The 19,633-nt window shown below is 56.9% G+C and carries 13 protein-coding genes; 10 read left to right on the top strand and 3 right to left on the bottom strand.

Annotated elements, in window-relative coordinates; all coding sequences use genetic code 11:
* Positions 1-128: 128 nt before the first annotated feature.
* The gene (locus ABD796_RS21735; RefSeq protein WP_344912918.1) at positions 129-674 is read right to left on the bottom strand and encodes a phosphatidylglycerophosphatase A family protein; all 546 of its coding nucleotides are present in this window, start codon (positions 672-674) and stop codon (positions 129-131) included.
* 179 nt (positions 675-853) lie between these two features.
* Here ABD796_RS21735 and ABD796_RS21730 point away from each other — a divergent pair, with 179 nt between their 5' ends.
* Positions 854-1,894, top strand: a complete 1,041-nt coding sequence (locus ABD796_RS21730; protein WP_344911720.1) for a GerMN domain-containing protein — start codon at positions 854-856, stop codon at positions 1,892-1,894.
* 133 nt (positions 1,895-2,027) lie between these two features.
* Here the strand turns inward: ABD796_RS21730 and ABD796_RS21725 are convergent, their stop codons facing one another.
* A complete protein-coding gene (locus tag ABD796_RS21725; protein ID WP_344911718.1) occupies positions 2,028-3,347 on the bottom strand; it encodes an ABC transporter substrate-binding protein in 1,320 nt (439 codons plus the stop codon).
* A gap of 220 nt (positions 3,348-3,567) precedes the next feature.
* Between ABD796_RS21725 and ABD796_RS21720 the strand changes: the two genes are divergently transcribed.
* From ABD796_RS21720 to ABD796_RS21710, 3 genes are all read left to right on the top strand, one after another.
* Positions 3,568-4,407 carry a helix-turn-helix transcriptional regulator gene (locus tag ABD796_RS21720; RefSeq protein ID WP_344911716.1) on the top strand — a complete coding sequence of 280 codons (840 nt, stop codon included), beginning with the start codon at positions 3,568-3,570 and terminating at the stop codon, positions 4,405-4,407.
* A gap of 181 nt (positions 4,408-4,588) precedes the next feature.
* Positions 4,589-5,326 (top strand): ribonuclease PH, encoded by a 738-nt coding sequence (rph, locus tag ABD796_RS21715; RefSeq protein ID WP_344911714.1) that lies wholly within the window; start codon positions 4,589-4,591, stop codon positions 5,324-5,326.
* Between the two features lie 9 nt (positions 5,327-5,335).
* Positions 5,336-5,998 carry a non-canonical purine NTP pyrophosphatase gene (locus ABD796_RS21710; RefSeq protein WP_379117686.1) on the top strand — a complete coding sequence of 221 codons (663 nt, stop codon included), beginning with the start codon at positions 5,336-5,338 and terminating at the stop codon, positions 5,996-5,998.
* A gap of 198 nt (positions 5,999-6,196) precedes the next feature.
* Here ABD796_RS21710 and asnB read toward each other — a convergent pair whose 3' ends face one another.
* A complete protein-coding gene (gene asnB, locus ABD796_RS21705; RefSeq protein ID WP_344911710.1) occupies positions 6,197-8,041 on the bottom strand; it encodes an asparagine synthase (glutamine-hydrolyzing) in 1,845 nt (614 codons plus the stop codon).
* A gap of 198 nt (positions 8,042-8,239) precedes the next feature.
* Here asnB and ABD796_RS21700 point away from each other — a divergent pair, with 198 nt between their 5' ends.
* From ABD796_RS21700 to ABD796_RS21675, 6 genes are all read left to right on the top strand, one after another.
* Positions 8,240-11,518, top strand: coding sequence for an efflux RND transporter permease subunit (locus ABD796_RS21700; protein WP_344911708.1), 3,279 nt, complete (start codon positions 8,240-8,242; stop codon positions 11,516-11,518).
* A gap of 276 nt (positions 11,519-11,794) precedes the next feature.
* Positions 11,795-12,970 carry an ROK family transcriptional regulator gene (locus tag ABD796_RS21695; protein WP_344911706.1) on the top strand — a complete coding sequence of 392 codons (1,176 nt, stop codon included), beginning with the start codon at positions 11,795-11,797 and terminating at the stop codon, positions 12,968-12,970.
* Between the two features lie 23 nt (positions 12,971-12,993).
* A complete protein-coding gene (locus ABD796_RS21690) occupies positions 12,994-14,094 on the top strand; it encodes an extracellular solute-binding protein (RefSeq protein ID WP_344911703.1) in 1,101 nt (366 codons plus the stop codon).
* Positions 14,095-14,162: 68 nt separating this feature from the next.
* Positions 14,163-15,254, top strand: a complete 1,092-nt coding sequence (locus ABD796_RS21685; RefSeq protein ID WP_344911700.1) for an ABC transporter ATP-binding protein — start codon at positions 14,163-14,165, stop codon at positions 15,252-15,254.
* A complete protein-coding gene (locus ABD796_RS21680; protein WP_344911697.1) occupies positions 15,251-16,981 on the top strand; it encodes an ABC transporter permease in 1,731 nt (576 codons plus the stop codon). The genes ABD796_RS21685 and ABD796_RS21680 overlap by 4 nt, the downstream gene beginning before the upstream one ends.
* Before the next feature lie 192 nt (positions 16,982-17,173).
* Positions 17,174-19,630 carry an NEW3 domain-containing protein gene (locus ABD796_RS21675; RefSeq protein ID WP_379117683.1) on the top strand — a complete coding sequence of 819 codons (2,457 nt, stop codon included), beginning with the start codon at positions 17,174-17,176 and terminating at the stop codon, positions 19,628-19,630.
* Positions 19,631-19,633: the final 3 nt, after the last annotated feature.

Raw genomic sequence — 19,633 nt, 5'->3', positions numbered from 1 at the left:
CGATCGAAGAAGACGCCCCGACCCTCCATGAAAGCGGAGGACGGGGCGTCTTTTTCACGCGGGTACGGCGCAATACCGGTACAATGCTGCGCCGCTGTTGAAAAGGGACTCCGCCGCGTATCGCTTAGTCAGTCGTCGTCCGGCTGAATGCCTTGCTTCTCCTTCTCCGCCTGCTTCCGGTGGGCGATGCGGCTGCTTGCTGCCGCAGCGATCGCGCCGACGATATCGTCGAGGAACGTGTGGACGTCCTTGCCGTTTTTTTCGTTCAGCCGCTTCAGGACGCCCGGCTTCATTTTATCGATATAACCGAAGTTTGTGTATCCGATGCTGCCGTAGACGTTGACGATTGCCATCGAAAGCACCTCGTCGCAGCCGTACAACCCCTCGTCGTTGAACACGATATCCTGCAGAGGCGGCAGCAGCTTGCCCTGCTCGGCCAATATATCCAACTGGATGCCGGTCAGAATGGCATTTTGCACCTCCCGTTTGGACAATACCCGCTCTACCGACTCGAGACATTCCTCCATCGTCAGCTCGGGGTAATACGTTCTTTGCAAATGCATGACGAGTTCGCCGATTTCCTGCTTCTGCACCCCTCTCCGTCTGAGCCATTCCTCTGTAGCCTCCGCTACCTTGCGGCTGTTCAGGCTATATTCCAACGTATCGTCCTCCATTTCGGGCAATTGCGGCAACCGGACAAAGCGCCCGGCAGCATTTCTTTGCATTATTGCCCAAGCGAGACGTTTTCATGAGTCGAAAAAACGTTTGGGACGAATCCTCAAACCGTTGTTATAAAACGGCAATGGGCTCGTATACATAATAGTACAAGATACGAAGAGGAGGGATTCCCCCAATGAGACTCACAAGATGGACCAAATGGGCCGCGATCGCCGGGGTTACCGTTATGCTGGCTTCCGGCTGCTCGGCGTTGAAATCGAAGGAGAGCATGGAGATCGACCCGCCGCCGGCGCTGCCGGGAGCGGCAGGCAAGAAGGACGGCGCGGTCGCTACCGGCGCCGGCGTGCAGCAAAGCTTGAAGGTGACGCTGTACATGAAGGACCGCAACAATTATGTGGCGCCGGTTACCGTGCAGGTGCCCAAAACCGAAGCTGTCGCCCGCACGACGCTCGAATATATGATCGATGGAGGTCCGGGCCAGGCGGTCGTGCCGGCGGGCTTTACCGGACTGCTTCCGAAAGGCACGATCGTCAAGGGTATCGATATTAATCCGGACAAAAAAGTAGCCACGGTCGACTTTTCCAAAGAGTTCACCAGCTATAATCCGGCCGACGAACGCAAGATCGTCGAAGCCGTCACCTATGCGCTGACCGGGTTTCCGAATGTAAGCGAAGTGCAGCTATGGGTAGAAGGCAAGCAATTGAAGGAAATGCCGCAAGGCAAGCTGCCGCTCGGAGGCACGCTCAGCCGGGCGATGGGCATCAACATCGAGCGGGCGGAAGGGGCGGATTTCGGCCAGACGACGCCGGTCACGCTGTACTTCCTCGGCCAGACCGACGAACGCCAAACGTATTACGTGCCGGTGACCCGTATGGTGAAGCGGACGGACGATAAAGCGAAGGCGACGATCGAGCAATTGATTGCCGGGCCGATGCAGAACAAGCTGTTTTCCGTCATGGGCTCAACGGTCGAGCTGCCGAAGATCGAATCTGCTAACGGGGTCATTACGGTCAATTTCAGCGATACGCTGCTCGGTCCGGACCACAAAGCTCCGGGCGAAGCGCTGCAGGCCGTCGTGCTGTCCTTGACGGAAATTGCCGGAGACGCCAAGGTGCAGATCAAGGTCAACAACGATGTCAAAGTAAGCTCGACCGACAATCAAAGCTACAGCAAGCCGGTATCGCGGCCGACGAACGTCAACGCCATTAAACTGTAACGTTCTGTGCATCGTACGGGAGTAACGCTTCACCTTATATGACGAGCCTCGGGGGCTGCCCGAGGCTCGTTTGTTACGAACCGATCATCGTTTATTGCCTCAAGGCGCCGATGCCGGTCGGTGAACGTTTCCGTTATTTATTGGCATCCGCCTTGATTTGTTTGTTCGATTCTTCCTCGGCCTCGCGCAGAACGGTGTTGATATCCTTCTCCCCCAATATGACGCTGAATAGTCCGTTTTCCAGCAAGATGCGGATGCTGCTGTCGAATTTCGTAATATTGGCGGGAGAAGCATACGTTTGCGGCAGAAGCGCCTTTACGTTTTTGCCCTTATAGATGGAGCCTTCTCCCTGCCCGAAGCCGTTGCGGACTTCCGGGTCCTTCAGTATCGTCAGCAGTTGCCCTTCCTTCGATTTTTGCAGCTGATATTCCTTCGTCGTCAAGAAGGAGATGGCGTCCACCGCATCCTCTTTATGCTTGCTGGTCGAGGTGACGTAGAAATATGTCGGATACGGCTGCGGGCCGGTCTGACCCAGTTCCGGGAATGTCGGGAAGGTGGCGATATCCCAATTCAACGATGGGCTCAGCTCCGGCGTCGTATGCAGGTTGGTCATCGCGAGCCACATGCCGGCGTTCTGGTTTTTGAAAAACGCGTCCCGCTGCGCCTGCTGATGCACGTCGTTCTTATTGGCCGCGGAGTTCGGAAGTTTATAAAACCGCGCCAGATTATCGTACAAGCCTTTCCACTTCGTGGAGCTGAAGTCGGAGCGCCCGGAAGCCGGGTCGACCATAGGCAGCGACGGTTGGTTAATATGCAGCAGATGGCCGAGCGAGCCGCGCAATCCGACATATTTTTGACCGCCTTCCGTACGGCTCAGCTTGGAAGCGAGCTGGTACGTATCGTCCCAAGTCTGCCCGTCCTTCGGATAGGCGAATCCGAATTTATCGAAAATGTCCTTGTTGTAGTACATGGTGGCGGGAACCGTATAGACCGGCAGGCCGTAAAGTCCCCCCTGGCCGATAATGCGTCCTGCGGCGAGCGTCTGCGGCTCGATGGCCGATTCGTCGAATTTGTTCTGTTTTAGCATAGGGGTAATATCGTACTGCAAACCGACTTCCAGCAAACGCGAGCTCAGACCGGTCGACACGAACACCACGTCGATCTGCTCGCCGGCCGCAACGAGCTCGGGCAGCGTGGTGCCTTTGCCGCTCTGAAGAAATTTGGGCGTAATATGAGGGTATTTTTGCTTGATCGGGTCCCCGAACGTCCGCATAAACGACTGTTCGTTCCAATCGGTCGTCGAGGTATAGTAAAAGACAAGATCTACGGGTTTTTTCGGGGCTTCCCCCGTCTTCGGGGAACTGCCGGCGTCGCCTGTAGAGGCTCCCGAGCAAGCGGCCGCAAGCGAAGCGACGGACAGCAGAACGGCGAGGGTAAGCGGTTTTCTAATCAAGTTTCAAGACCTCCCTTTGACATCGGTACTGCTCTTTTTTTAGGTAAACGGTTAACCGGTAAGCGTTGTACACCCGGGATTTGTAAGCGCTGTTTCCAGTTAGAAATAACTTATCACGGCAGCCGGAACGACAAAATAGCGGCAGTGGCAAAAAATTTATAGTGAAAGACCAAAAAGGGCAGTTATGCTAAAATAGGGAAAAAAGAGTGGGGGATTACGGATGAGGGAGTGGCGTGATGCCCGCTTTTCAAGCAGTCGGGAATTCGGAAAAACGGAATGCGGCGATTCCTGGAGCTGGACCCGGACATCGTTTCCCGATTTCGATATATGGTATGTGCTTGCAGGAGAAGGGGAAATCCATATTAACGGCCTCCGCCATGAAGCGCGACCGGGAACCTGCTGCGTGCTCCGGCCCGGGGACAGCGTGTCCGCCATTCAAAACCCGCAAAACCGGATGTCGCTTATTTACTTTCACTTTAGAATGCGTGACCTGGAGACCGGAGTCGAGCTGCCCGACGACGCCACCTTGCCTCCGCGATACAATCTCGTCCACGATTACTGGCTCGAGCAGCATTTGAACTCTTTGCTGGAATTTGCCGGAAGGGACGATCCATACAGCGAAGAGATGGTCAACTATTTGCTGAAGCTGATTATGACGCAGCTATTGTACTTGCAGCATGAAGCCGGGCATAAGACGCGTTTCCGGCACCGGCATCTGATGCAGAAAATAATTGACTATATCCGAATGGGTGTCCCCCGCCCGATTACCCACGAGGAGTTAGGACGTCTCGTTTCCTTGTCCCCGCGTTACGTCAATCGGCTGTTCAAGGAGTTTACCGGGCTTTCGCTGAAGGAATACTTGAAACGGGCCCGGCTGGACAAAGCGCGCACTTTGCTTACGGTAGCCAATAAAAACGTAACTCAGGTAGCGGAGGAGCTTGGCTACAAGGACATTTATTTGTTCAGCAACCAGTTCAAGCAGCAATACGGCATCTCTCCCTTGAAATACCAGCGCAATATGCGCAAAAGCCAACTAATGGCGCTTCCGATAAAAAGATAGCTTGAAAGAGCGGATGGGCACGGGAAAAGCTGTTGAAAAATGCCGTGGAAAAAAATGGACCCATTCGTATTAGCCGTAGAAGATGCTTTTCGGATCAGGGTTTGGTAAAATGAGGTAGTCCATGAGGAAGTCCGATTCAGGTGACGAACACAATCGATGATATGCAGACAGGGGTGCCCTTTTGAGAAACGACGGAAGAAATTACCAACAAACGCGACCGGTTAAAATTACGCCCAACTATATGAAGCATGCGGAAGGCTCCGTTCTGATCGAGGTAGGGGAGACGAAGGTGATCTGCACGGCCTCGATCGAGGAGAAGGTGCCGCCGTTCATGAAGGGTCAGGGCCGCGGTTGGATTACCGCCGAATATTCCATGCTGCCGCGGGCTACCCAAGTGCGTAACCAGCGGGAAGCGACCAAAGGCAAGCTCGGCGGGCGGACGATGGAAATTCAGCGGCTGATCGGCCGTGCGCTCCGTTCGGCCATCAGCCTCGAGGCGCTTGGGGAACGGACGATTACGCTGGACTGCGACGTCATTCAGGCTGACGGAGGCACCCGCACAACGTCGATTACAGGCGCTTTCGTAGCGTTATGCTTCGCCGTCAACAAGCTACTGCAAAACCAGAAGCTGAGCAAGTCGCCGATAACCGATTATTTGGCTTCGGTCAGCGTCGGGGTAGTGAAAGGCCAAGTATGCCTCGATCTCAATTACGAGGAAGATTCGCAGGCCAAGGTCGACATGAATGTCGTCATGACCGGGCAAGGCAAGTTCGTGGAGGTGCAGGGAACGGGCGAGGATTCACCGTTTACGCGCGAAGAGCTGGACGCCTTGCTCGCCTCCGCCGAAATCGGCATCCAGTCGATGATCGAGAAGCAGAAGGAAGCGCTTGGGCCGGTTGCAGCGATCGTGGGGTCCTGAGCGATGAGCCTGCAACCGAACGGCAGCACGGTCGTCATCGCCACCCGCAATGCGGGCAAAGCGAGGGAATTTGTCAGCTTGTTCGGCCCGCTGGGCTGGACCGTGCGAACCTTGAACGACTACCCCGATATTCCGGACATCGTGGAGGACGGGGAGACGTTCGCCGACAATGCGCTGATTAAAGCGAAAGCCGTGGCCGACCGGCTGGGCGTGCCGGCGCTCGCCGACGATTCCGGCTTGTGCGTGGACGCGCTGGACGGGCGTCCGGGCGTTTATTCCGCGCGGTATGCGGGAGAAGGGGCGAAGGATGCGGACAATATCGCCAAGCTGTTGGGCGAGCTGAACGGTCTGGCGAAAGCGGGCCGTCTCGAGCCGAAGCCGGAGAACGTGGACGGAACGGCCGTCCGTCTGCTAAGCACGGCGCGTTTTGTCTGCTCGCTAGCGTTGTACGATCCCCACAAGCCGCTGCTTCAAGTAGAGGGGCAATGCGAGGGGTTCATCATCGATCGGCCTCTCGGGGAAAAAGGATTCGGCTACGACCCGCTGTTCTATGTGCCGGAATTCGGCCGGACGTTTGCCGGGCTGCCGATGGAGCGCAAAAACGCGGTCAGTCACCGGGCCCGCGCGCTGGACAAGCTGCTGCGTCTTCTTCAAGCGGAGCGGCCTGTGTGAGAGCCATAGAGTTAGCGGCAAGAAGGGGCTGTCCGGCATCGGACGGCTCTTTTTGCCGTATGGATGCCTATCGTCTCGCTCTGAGAGAGGTCGAGCGGCATTGGCCGCTTGCGGTTACGATAAAAAGGCGAGCCCGGGTGTAAATCTCGGCTCGCCTTTTCCATATGTTTCGAGAATACCAGAGCATTGGAGCAGCGGTTACCGGATGGACACGTTGTACTCCCGCATCCAAGCGTCGAGCTGGCCGATGTAGGCGAACAGCTGCGGACCTGACATGAGCTGGCCGAACCACGGCAGGTCGATCGAAGCCGCCTCGGGAGCCGACAGTCGCCGGAGATGATCGGCGTTCAGCAGCGGCAGCACCGGGGAGGAGGAGTCGTTCAGAATGTCCTGCACCCAGGCACGGGTCGCAGCCAAGTAATTCGGGTTGTGCGTCTTCGGGTATGGGCTTTTTTTGCGGGTCAGCACGTCGTCGGGCAAAAGGCCTTTCAGCGCCTTGCGTAGGATGCCCTTCTCGCGGTCGCCCGACGTCTTGATTTCCCACGGAACGTTCCAGACGTATTCGATCAGCCGGTGGTCGCAGAACGGAACGCGCACCTCGAGGCCGACGGCCATGCTCATCCGGTCCTTGCGATCCAGCAGCGTCGGCATAAACCGGCTAATATTCAAGTAAGACATCTCGCGCATCCGCCGCGCCGTCCCGGTTTCTCCGGCAAGATGCGGCACTTCGTCGAGCGCCTGGCGGTACCGTTCGTCGAGATACGCCTTCGGCTGCAGCCAGTCGGCGGTCTCCTTCGACATCAGATCGGTGCGGATGCCCGCCGACAGCGACCACGGGAACGTGTCCGCGTTCAACGATTCCTCGCGATGGAACCACGGGTAGCCTCCGAATATTTCGTCGGCCGCCTCGCCGGATATGGCGACGGTCGCTCCTTTCTTGATTTCCCGGCAAAACAAATAGAGCGAGCCGTCCACATCGGCCATCCCCGGCAAATCGCGGGCCCGCATCGCCTCGATCAAGGAAGCGAACAGCTCCGGCGTATCGAAGAAAACGTCGTGGTGCTCGGTGCCGAGCTCGTCGACCATGCGTTTGATCCAGGGAGCGTCCGAATTCGGTTGAAAGACGTTTGCCTTGAAATGCTTGTCGTTATCCACGTAGTCGACCGAATACGTATCGACTACGCCTTGCCCGGTCCGGTTGTAATAGTCGACGGCAATGGCCGTCAGCGCGCTCGAATCGAGCCCGCCGGACAATAGCGTGCATACCGGCACGTCGGAGATGAGCTGGCGCTCTACGGTATCGAGCAGCAGTTCGCGGATGCGCGCCGCCGTTTGCTCCACGTTCTCTTCATGCGGCCGGCTTTCCAGCTTCCAATACGGTCGAATGGAAAGTCCGGAACGATCGAACACCATGTAATGGCCGGGCTTCAATTCCGCCATATGCTCGTAGATGCCGTGCCCGGGCGTACGGGCCGGCCCGATGACGAGCAGCTCGGCGAGCCCTTCGCGGCCGATCCGCGCCGGAAAATCCGGATGGGCGAGAATGGCCTTCGGTTCCGAGCCGAAGGCGAACACTCCGTTTTTCTCGGCATAAAACAGCGGCTTGACGCCAACCCGATCCCGCGCCAAAAACAGCGACTGCTCCTCATCGTTCCAGATGGCGAAGGCGAATATGCCGTTCAGGCGGTCGAGGCAGGCGCGCCCCCATTCGATATACGAGACGAGCAGCACCTCGGTATCGCAGTTGGTCGAAAAGGCATGGCCGCGCTGCTCCAGCTCCCGGCGCAGCTCGAAGGCGTTGTAAATTTCCCCGTTGTACACGATGGTATACGCGACGTCCCCTTTTTTGCGGATCATCGGCTGCGCGCCGTTCTCCGGGTCCATGACGCTCAATCTGCGGTGACCGAGCGCGCAATGCCGGGTAAGCCATGTGCCGGATGCGTCCGGGCCGCGAAGCGCCATCGTGGCCGTCATATCCACCAGTACGGAGGAACGCTGAGTCAAATCGCTTTGCCAGTCGATCCAGCCGGTTATTCCGCACATATATCCTCTCATCCTTTCGATAATCAAAATCCTTGTAAAGGGTATGCGGCAGCGCACGGTTTCATGTCTGTCTCTGTCTGATAGGCAAAGGAGACGGCCGAAAACGGATCAGCTGTTTTTTCCGAAGTTCCTGATAGAACCGGAAAATTTTGCGCAACCTGTATGTATATGCGCTTTCCGAGAAGGAGTGGTAGGACGATGGGCAGCTTGATCCGTTTTTCCTTGAATAACAAATTCGCCATACTGATTTTGACGCTGATCGTGACGGTAGCCGGATTGTACGCCGGAGCGAATATGAAGAAAGAGACGATCCCGGATATCGAGGTGCCCATACTGACCGTGTCCGCCGTATTTCCGGGAGCCGCGCCTCAGGAAGTAGCCGACAAACTGAGCGGACCGCTGGAGCAGCGAATCCGCAACCTGAGCGGGGTCAACTCGGTAAGCTCCACCTCGATGGAGAACGTCTCTTCGCTAGTCGTCGAATACGGTTACGGGACGAAGATGGACGATGCCGAGAACGAGCTGCGCCAGACGCTGTCGTCGTTCGTCAAGCCGCAGGGCGTCGCGGATTTGCAGGTGACGAAGATCAGTCTGAACGCGTTCCCGGTCGTCTCCTTGAGCGTATCCGGGGAAAATCGTCAGCTCGACGAGCTGACAAAGCTGGTGGAGGAGCAGCTGAAGCCGGCGCTGGAAGGCATCGAGGGCGCGGGCTCGGTCGCGGTTTCCGGACAATATGTGCGCGAGGCGGAGCTGGCGTTTGACAAGGCCAAAATGAGCTCGCTCGGGCTGAGCGAGGAAACGGTGAGAGGAATCGTCCAAGGCTCGGCGATTCAGGTTCCGCTCGGGCTGTTCGAGCTGGAAAATGCGGAGAAGAGCGTGCTCGTGGACGGCAACATGACGACGCTGGACGATCTGCGCAACCTCGCCGTGCCGGTTATCCCCTCGGCCGGAAGCGCGGGAGGAGCCGCTTTAGGCGGCCCGCCGGCCGCAGCGGGGAACGGTGCCGCGCCTGGAGGGGCTGCCGGAGGGAATACCGGAGCCGGAGCGCCGGGAACTGCTGCCGGAGGCAACGCCGTCGGCGGAGGCGCAGCAGCCGGTGCAGCGGGCGGTGGCGCTGCGGGCGGCACGGGAATAGGAGCCGCTCCCGGAGCGGCCGCGTCTCCGGCCGGCATCCCGACCGTCAAACTGTCGGAGATCGCCGACATCCGGCTGGTCGGCAAAGCGGAGTCGATCTCCCGCACGAACGGCAGCGAGTCGATCGGCATCAACGTGACGAAGACATCCGACGCCAACACCGTCGATGTGGTCGAGGCGGTCAAGGCGAAGGCGCGGCAGTTCGAATCCGACTATCCGGGCATGCATGCGCTTATCATGCTTGACCAGGGCGAGCCGATCGAGGAGTCCGTCAGCACGATGCTGAACAAGGCGCTGTTCGGGGCGATTTTTGCCGTCGTCGTCATTTTGCTGTTTTTGCGCAACCTCCGCACCACGCTCATCTCTGTCGTCTCTATCCCGCTGTCGCTGCTGATCGCCCTGCTTGTGCTCAAGCAGACCGGCGTGACGCTGAACGTCATGACGCTCGGAGCGATGACCGTGGCGATCGGCCGGGTCGTGGACGATTCCATCGTCGTCATCGAGAACAACTACCGGCGAATGGGACTCGGCGGCGAGAAGCTGTCCGGCAAGGCGCTCGTGCTGGATGCGACCAAGGAAATGTTCATACCGATTTTGTCCTCCACGCTCGTCACCATCGCCGTTTTCGTGCCGCTTGGCACGGTCAGCGGACCGGTGGGCCAGTTGTTTATGCCGTTTGCGCTGACCATGGTTTACGCGCTGCTCGCCTCGCTGCTCGTAGCGGTATCCGTCGTGCCCGCTCTCACCCACTTGATGTTTCGCAATGGCACGGGGAGAAAAAGCGGCCACGAGGACAAGCCGGGCGCGATTGCGCGCTTTTACCGGCGCGTGCTGAACGGAGCGCTCAACCATAAGGCGCTGACCTCGCTCGGCGCGGTCTTCTTGCTGGCGGCGAGCCTGGCGCTGACCGGGGTTGTCGGCGTCAGCTTCCTGCCGGAGGAGGAGCAGAAGTATGCGATGATTACGTACACCCCCGGACCTGGAAAACGGATAGCCGATGTGGAAGCGTCGGCGCTCGCAGCGGAGAAGCTCGTGCTCGGCCGTCCCGGGGTAGCGAACCTGCAATATTCCGTCGGCGGGCAAAATCCGATGGGCCGAGGTTCGGGCAAGTCCGCGCTGTTCTACGTGCAGTACGACAAAAATACGGCGGATTTCAAGCAAGTGAAGGAAGCGCTGATCGGCGATTTGCAGAACCTGGACAAGGACGGCAAATGGAGCGAGCTGGACTTCGGCGGGGGATTTGGCGGCAACAAGCTCAGTTTGACCGTCTATGGCGACTCGCTCGAGCAGATCAAGCCGGCCATCGAGCGCATCCGTCAGGAGCTTGCTCAGGAGGGCTCCTTCGAGAAGGTGGAGTCGAGCCTGTCGCAAACGTACGAGCAGTATGCCATCGTGGCCGATCAGCCGAAGCTCGCCAAGCTCGGCTTAACCGCAGCGCAGCTGGCGATGAGGCTCAGCCCGATGCGCGAGCGTCCGGCTCTCGCCGAAGTACAGATTGACGGCAAGCCCTACCCCCTGTACGAGAAATCGGACGCTCAACCGTTCTCCTCGCTTGGCGATATCGAGAACGCCAAGCTGTCGTCCCCGCTCGGCATCCAAGTGCCGATCAAGAACGTGGCAACCGTGCGCCAAGGCACCTCGCCCAACACGATTACGCATAAGGACGGCCGCTTGTACGTCGAGGTAACGGCGAACATTACAGCCAAGGACGTCGGGCAGGCGTCCAGCACCGCGCAGAGCCGGATCAAGGATCTCGGCCTGGGAGACGGCATTCGCGTCGATTTCGGCGGCGTCACCGAGCAGATTAACGAGACGTTCACCCAGTTGGGGATGGCTATGGCGGCAGCGGTGGCTATCGTCTACTTGCTGCTCGTCATTACGTTCGGCGGGGCGCTGACGCCGTTCGCGATCTTGTTCTCCCTGCCGTTCACCATTATCGGCGGGCTGGTCGGTCTGTATTTGGCCAAAGAAACGATCAGCGCTTCGGCGATGATGGGGGCGCTTATGCTGATCGGCATCGTCGTGACGAACGCCATCGTTCTGCTCGATCGGGTGCTGCACAAGGAGCGCGAAGGCCTGAGTCCGCGAGAGGCGCTGCTGGAGGCTGGGTCTACCCGGCTCAGGCCGATTCTGATGACGGCGCTGGCTACGGTCGGGGCGCTGCTGCCATTGGCGCTCGGCTTCGAGAGCACGAGCGGCAGCCTGATCTCCAAAGGGCTTGGCGTTACCGTGATCGGCGGCCTGATCAGCTCCACGGTGCTGACGCTAGTCATCGTTCCGATCGTTTATGAGTTTTTGGCAAAGTTTCGCAGAAAAATGGTACCGGAGACGGGCGCCGAATAGACAACCGACAACCCGATGCGGGGACCGCCGCATCGGGTTGTTTCGTCTTTCCGCCGGATACTTTGTTAAAGTTTGCGAATTTGCCAAAATGGACTTTGGTAATCTTGTCGACAAGGCTCTATGAAGGACGCGGAATCTTTGTAAGATTGGACAAAAAACGTCCCACTATATTAATAATTTATGAAATTCCCGTTGACAATGGGCAAACACTTCCCCTAAAATCAAGTCATAACGAAACTTTGTTAGTAACCTTAACTAACAAAAGGAGGTGAAAAATTGATTGGTCGCGCTCAGCCGGGAAGTACCAAATTGATCAAACGAATGAACCGGGAAAATATTCTCCTCAGCCTGAAAGCCAACACGGGAGTATCCAGAGCCGATCTCGCCAAGCTAACGGAGCTGAGTCGACCTTGCGTTTCCTCGTTGGTCGATGAAATGATTCAGGAAGGCCTCATCCACGAAATCGGCATGGGGACGTCCAAAGGCGGCAGAAAGCCTATATTGCTGGAATACAACTTCGCGGCCTTCGGGGTGGTAGGGGCAGTATTCGAAGGAAGCACGATGCAGCTGGCTATTGCGGACTTGAAGGGCGACACGCTGTACCGGCACCAAATTTCGCTGTCGTCGCCGATGGATGGGGAGAAGGCAATTGAAAGCGTTGCCGAAGGCCTCAAGGTGCTTCTGGCCCGAAGCGGCTTTGATAAAAGCAGGCTGTTGGGGATCGGACTTGGTTTGCCGGGTATTACCCGACGCAGAGACGGCACGATCAGTTATGCACCAAGTACGGGATGGATGGGATTGCCTGTCCGGAAAGAAATCGAGGAGAAGCTCGGTCTGCCCGTCATAATCGATAACGACGTCAACTTGATGACTTTGGGAGAATACCGCAGGGGTGCCGGAATCGGCTATTCCAACCTGGTTTACATGTATGTGGGCACAGGGATCGGGGCCGGAATCGTTATAGACAAACAATTATACAGAGGGGCAAGAGAGGCCAGCGGTGAAATCGGTTACATGATGATCGGTCCAATTGGAAAACGCTTACAAGGGGAGTTCGGGGTATTCGAAAAAAACTACTCCGTCTCCGCCGTCCGCGAGAAGGCGAGGTACATCCTTCCTTACGTGGGAAGCGGCAGCATCATCAGACAAATCGCCGACTATGCGGACCGGGGGATGAAGGAAGCGCGTCAGCTTCTCGACGACACCTGCAAGCATTGGGCGATCGGTATCGCCAATATGGCAAGCATGCTCGATCCCGAGCTGCTCATCTTGAGCGGGGAGCTTATTCATCTCGGCGAGGAAGGATTGCATTCGATCAAGAAGTCGTTGTCCGATTGGGTGCCGTCCGTTCCCGAACTGAAGCTTGCTTCGCTTGGAGAGCACGCGGGCATTATGGGGGCCATTCACAGCGTTCTGGAGGCGTTCCCATCCGAGGCCGCATCCAGAGTATGATAAAAAAGGGAGGCAATACAAACATGAAAAAATCTTCGAAATGGCTGACGGGCGCAGTGCTCAGTATCGCCATGTTCGCTGTAACCGCTTGTGGCGGGGCGACAACGGGAGGAAACCAATCCGGGGAAGCTCCCAAGCAGGAAAACAACTCGGGGCAGACGGCCAAGCCGCCTGAAAAGCAAAAGCTCGTCATCTACACGGCCAGAGACAAAAACGTGGTCGACGAAATTATTCCTAAATTCAAAGAAAAAAATCCGAATATCGAAGTCGAAGTGCTGACGATGGGCGCCCAGCAAGTTCTGGAGCGGGTACGCGGCGAAAAAGCGAATCCGCAGGCGGACTTCTGGTGGGGCGGCACGCAGTCCGGTCTGATGACGGCAGCCAACGAAGGCTTGCTGGAAAGCTTCAAGCCGAGCTTCGCCGACCAGGTGCCGGCGCTGTACAAAGACGCTCAGGACCGCTGGTACGGCGAGATGCTGCTGCCGGAAGTCATCATGTACAACCCGAAAGCGCTGAAAAAAGAAGACGCTCCGAAAGATTGGGACGACCTGCTCGATCCGAAATATAAAAACAAAATCATCATCCGCGGCGTACTGGCTTCCGGAACGATGAGAACGATCTATTCCGCGATGATTTTGCGTCAAGGCACCGAGCCGCAAAAAGGCTACGACTGGCTGAAGAAGCTGGACGCGAACACGAAGGAATACGCGCAAGACCCGACCAACCTGTACCTGAAGCTGGCGCGCGAGGAAGGCTCCTTGTCGCTGTGGAACCTGCAGGACATCATGATTCAGAAGGAAACGAAAAACCAACCGTTCGACTTTATCTATCCGGCAAGCGGCGCACCGATTCTCGTCGACGGCGTAGGCATTGTCAAAGGCGCCAAAAACATGGCGGCCGCCAAAACGTTCTACGAATTCCTGTTTGATTCCAAGCTTCGCGTAGAGCTCGCGGAGAAGCTGTACCAGATTCCGACCCGTACCGACCTGAGCAAAGATATGCCGGCATGGCTCAAAGGCCTCGAGTTGAAGCCGTTGAACCTTGACTGGACGATGATGGCCGACAAAGAGAAGGACTGGATGCAGTATTGGGATGAGAACATCAAGGGCAAGGGCGGAAAATAACAGCTGGGCAAGGCCGTCCGGGCGGAGCGTTCCTCCGCCCGGTCAATTCATCAAGGGAGGAACCGTGCTTGATTGATGTAATGCTCGATCATGTAAGCAAGCAGTTCGGAAATGTAAAAGGAGTGGCGGACGTTCACATCCATATCCAGCCGGGAGAGTTTTTCACGTTCCTGGGCCCGAGCGGATGCGGCAAAACGACAACACTGCGCATGATAGCGGGATTTTATTTTCCGAGCGACGGACGCATTTTATTCGGCAATCAAGATGTGACCAACTTGCCGCCCAACAAGCGGAATGCGGGGATGGTATTCCAGAACTACGCTTTGTTCCCGCATATGACCGTATTCGAAAATATCGCGTTCGGCCTGCAGGTGCGCAAAGTGCCGAAGCGGGAGCTCGTGGAGCGGGTGGAGCGCGCGCAGAAGCAGGTGCATCTGGAAGGATTCGGCAGCCGGCGCATCGACCAGTTGTCCGGCGGACAGCAGCAGCGCGTGGCGTTGGCGCGGGCTCTGGTCATCGAGCCGAAAATCTTGCTCCTCGACGAACCGTTGTCCAACCTGGACGCCAAGCTGCGGGAAGAAACCCGCCTGGAGATCAAGCGACTCCAGCAGGAACTGGGCATTACGACGATCTACGTCACCCATGATCAGGCGGAAGCAATGTCGATGTCCGACCGCATTATGGTCATGCAGGGCGGCGTCGTGCAGCAGATCGGCGTACCTGAAGAAATTTACAACCGTCCGGTCAACCGGTTCGTGGCTTCATTTATCGGCGAATCGAACCTGTGGGAAGGCACGGTGGAACGGATCGACGGCAAGGAAGCGACGGTCTCCATCGCTCCGGGCTTGCGTCTGACCGGTATAATCGGCAATGCGGCTCCGGCCTGTCGGCTTGAGGTCGGAGGGAGCGTCGTGCTGTCCGTCCGCCCGGAAGCGATCCGCGAAGCAATGACAGAGGAAAAGGACGGGCCCAATATAATGAAGGGAACCGTTTCGATATCCGAATATACCGGCATTAGCGTCAATTATGTCGCCTCCGTCGGCTACACCCCGGTTCGGGCGATGTTCGTCCATCAGGGACACCGGCTCCGGCAGCGCGGGGAAGAGCTGGTGCTGCATATTCCGAAGGAGAGCGTTTATTTCCTGGGAGGCGAACGATGAAAGCGAACGCGAAATCGTCGACTTCGTCCGCCGGTTTTTGGAGCTCGATAACCACTTCCCGCTATTTCGTTTATGTGCTCGTCGCGCCGTTGTTTCTCGTGCTGCTCGCTTATGTCGTCTATCCGCTGTTCCAGACATTCGTGCAGAGCATTATGGCGGACGACAAGTTTTCGCTGAAAAACTATGGGGCATTCTTCAGCCTGGAGCATAGGTCCAATCTGGAGGCTCTGTGGACGAGTGTGTACTTATCCGTCCTCAGCGTGATCACGTGCGCGATTGTCGGCGTGGCCATGGCGTTCCTGCTGGAACGGTACGATTTTCCCGGCCGCAAGCTGCTCGTCGTGCTGGCTATGGTACCGATGGCGCTGCCGCCGCTCGTCGGCGTGCTTTCCTTTACGTTTCTGTATGCGGAAAGCGGCATTATCCCGCGCTCGCTGAAATGGCTGTTCCAGCTGGATCAGGTGCCGTTCTCGTTGAAAGGCGTGTGGGGCGTACTGGTCGTGCATACGTTCACCATGTACACCTACTTCTATATGACCGCTTCCTCGGCGATCAAAGGGCTCGACCCTTCGCTGGAAGAAGCCGCGGCCAGTCTCGGGGCGGGTCGGCTGTATGTGTGGAGGCGCGTCATTTTGCCGATGCTGACCCCCGCGATCGTAGCTTCCTCGCTGCTCGTATTTATGATTTCGATGGCTTCCTATACGGCGCCGCTTATTTTCGGCATCGAACGGACCATGACGATGCAAATTTATTTGTCCCGGACGAACGGGAATTTGGATATGGCTGCTACGCAGTCCACGATCTTATCCATCGTGTCCATCGTGTTCCTGATGGTGATGCGGTGGTACCAAGGCTTGCGCAATTATCAGAATATGAGCAAAGGGATCAGCGTCCACCGGACGGAAGTGAAGAGCAAGGCCGGCAAATATGTATCGATGGTCTTGTCGTTTATCGGTGTCGTTGTATTAATGCTGCCCATTCTCGTGCTTGTGCTGATCTCGTTCTCAACAGACGGGACATGGACGACGCAAATTTTCCCGCCGTCCTATACGCTTCAGCATTATATTGATCTGTTTACGGATAGCCGGACATGGCGCCCAATCGCCAACAGCTTCAAGATGAGCTTCATAGCGACGATCGGCAATATCATCTTCGGGGTAGCCGCGGCATATGCGCTCGTTCGGATGAATTTTAAAGGAAAAACGCTGCTTGACGTGCTGATCATGCTGCCTTGGGCTTTGCCAGGTACGGTCGTGGCTGTCAACCTGATCGCCGCATTCAGCGAACCGAATGTATTCAGTTTTAATCAGGTGTTTATCGGCAGCTTCTGGATTTTGCCGCTTGCTTATTTCGTACGGCATTTGCCGCTTGTGTTCCGCTCCACGTCGGCCACGCTGATGCAGATGGACGGTTCGGTGGAAGAAGCGGCGCGCAATCTTGGCGCTACTTGGTGGTACAGCTTCAGACGGGTCGTCTTTCCGATGGCGCTTAGCGGAATTTTGGCCGGCTCTTTGCTCGCCTTCGTGCAGGGAATCGGCGAGTTTGTATCTTCCATTCTGTTGTTTACGGCGCGGACAACGCCGATTTCGGTAGAGATTTTCCAAAGAATGTATTCGTTCGAATTCGGAACGGCTTGTGCGTACGGCGTGCTGCAAATTGCTCTGATCATCATCGTCCTCTTCATTTCCCGCAGATTAACAGGTGACAAGGCGGGAACGGCAGTATAAACGTTGGTCATAATGTGGCGACCTCCTAGGGGTTACATCCACGTCATGATAGTGGCGGGGAGCTGGCCACTGCCCGCCCGCTAATATCGGTATGTATAAGGAGGAGTTAGGTTGAACAAAACTCAAGCGCGTACGAAATTAGTCACGATCGCCACCAGCGCAGCGGTAACCGCAAGCTTGCTGCTGCCGGTTATGCCGGCTACACCCGCCTATGCGGATCGGGGTGTCGTCGATCTGTGGAAATCGATCAAGCCGCTCACGACCGTGGCCAGCGCCATGAACACCGGCGCCCACCCGGACGACGAGCACAGCGCGACGCTCGCCTATCTGTCTCTCGGGAGAGGCGTCGACACCTCCAGTGTCATTGCCAACCGGGGGGAAGGCGGTCAGAACGAGATCGGCAGCGAACTTAACAATGCGCTAGGCATGATCAGAAGCCGGGAGCTGCAGGAAGCGTCCAAAATAACGAACATCAAGCTTGGCATGCTGAGTGAGAAAGTGAACGACCCGATTTTTGACTTCGGCTTCTCCAAAAGCCCGGACGAAACGCTCAGCATGTGGGGCGATTCGGTCGCTTACGAGCGTATCATCCGCAAAATCCGCGAATATCGCCCGGATGTCGTCTACCCGTCGTTCCTCAACGAGGACTCGACACACGGCCATCATAGAGCGATTAATGTGATCACGACGCGGGCGTTCAAGGATGCGGCGGACGAGAAAGTGTTCCCGGAGCATCTGGAGAAGGGGCTGCAGCCTTGGCAGATCAAGAAGATGTATTTGCCGGGCAGCTCCAAGGACTATACGGTAGCGGTTCCGGTCGGGGATTATGACGAAATTTACGGAGCCTCCTATACGCAGCTTGGCGAAGAATCGCGCTTCATGCACAAAAGCCAGGGGATGGGCCGCATTTATGACGAAGGTCCTTCCAACAGCTTTTACAAGCTCGAATATACGACGGTAAAAACAAGCGATAAAGAAAAAAGCTTCTTCGACGGCATTGCCTATACGTTCGACGATCTGGCCAAGGAAGTGGCAGCGAAGCATAAGGACAGCCAAGTGGCGAAAAACCTGCAATCGCTCCATAAGGATGCGGAGGACGTCATCGCCGCTTATCCGAACTTCGCCAAAGTGGCCGAACAGGTGCACCATATGAAGGCCGACGTGCAAACCGCTCTCGCGGCCGTTCAGTCCGCCGATCTGGAGAAGAGCATGAAGACGGATTTGCTGTACCGTCTCGGCGTCAAGGAAGAGCAGCTCAATAAAGCCAGCATGGAAGCGGCATCCGTCGTGGCCAAGGTCAAGCCGGCTACCGGCGAGCTGGTTCCCGGACAGAAGACCAAAGTCCAAGTAACTGCTTATAACGGCGGCTCTGTTCAACTGAAAAGCATCAAGCTCGGCTTGAACCTCCCGAAAGGGTGGGAAGCGAAGGCGGAAGGAAAAACCGACTTCGACAAGCTGTACAACGGGGAAACGGTATCAACGACGTTCGAGGTCAGCGTACCGAAGGATGCCGAGGATTTTCAGCCTTACGCTCCTGCAATCTTGAGCGCTAACGTGGAATATACGGCGTTCAATACGTCCGCCAAGCTGAACGTCGTTCCGCAAAATGCGGTTGCGGTGCTCCCGCCGTACTCGATGACGCTCAGTCCGGGCGCGACGGTGGTCAACACGCTGAAGGCGGATCAGCCGATCCCGGTCAAAGTGACGGTGCGCAACTATACGCCTGGCGCTTCTACGGCTTCGGTATCGCTGGACGTACCGCAAGGCTGGAAGGTGGAGCCTGCCGCAGTGGACATTCGCTTCGCCGCCAAAGGAGAAACGAACTCCGCCGCGTTCACGGTCATTCCGTCGGCCGCTACGGCTAACGGCAAGTATGTCATCTCCGCGAAAGCCCAAAACGGCGAAACGGTTAGCACCAAAGGCGCGCAAGTGATCGATTACCCGCATATCGGCAAAACATACTTAATCGAACCGGCTCAACTGCAAATTCAAGCGTTCGACCTGGCTTTGCCGGAGAAGCTGAAAGTCGGCTACGTCTCCAGCGGCTTCGATACGATCGACCAATATTTGCGTCAAGTCGGAGTAGACGTCACGAAGCTCAGCGCCCAGGACATCGAGTCCGGAGACTTGTCGCAATACGATACCATCGTGCTCGGCATCCGCGCTTACGCCTTCCGGCCGGAGCTGATTCCAAGCAATCAAAGACTGCTTCAATTTGTGGAAAACGGCGGCAACCTCGTCGTGCAATACCATAAGCCGGAAGACAAGTGGACGCCGGAGCTGGCGCCGTATCCGATCAAGATCGGCACGCCGCTCATCAAGTTCCGCGTCACGGACGAAAATTCCAAAGTGACGACGCTCGCTCCCGAAAACCCGATGTTCAACACGCCGAACAAGATTACGGAAGCGGATTGGGCGAATTGGGTGCAGGACCGCTCCGCCTACAATCCGGCAGAGTGGGGCAAGGAGTACGTGGAACTGATCTCGAACGGAGATCCGGGCGAGGCTGAATTCACGGGTACTTTCCTGACCGCGCATTACGGCAAAGGCGTGTACACGTACAGCAGCGTGGCCTGGTACCGGCAAGTTCCGTCCCTTGTGCCGGGCTCCATCCGGATGTTTGTCAATATGATCAGCCAGCATCAGTAAAAC

The organism is Paenibacillus hodogayensis, from assembly GCF_039536325.1.
In the GTDB taxonomy this organism is placed as follows: domain Bacteria; phylum Bacillota; class Bacilli; order Paenibacillales; family NBRC-103111; genus Paenibacillus_AB; species Paenibacillus_AB hodogayensis.
The sequence above is the reverse complement of the archived record's forward strand: the minus strand, read 5'-3'. Positions and strand labels throughout refer to the sequence as shown.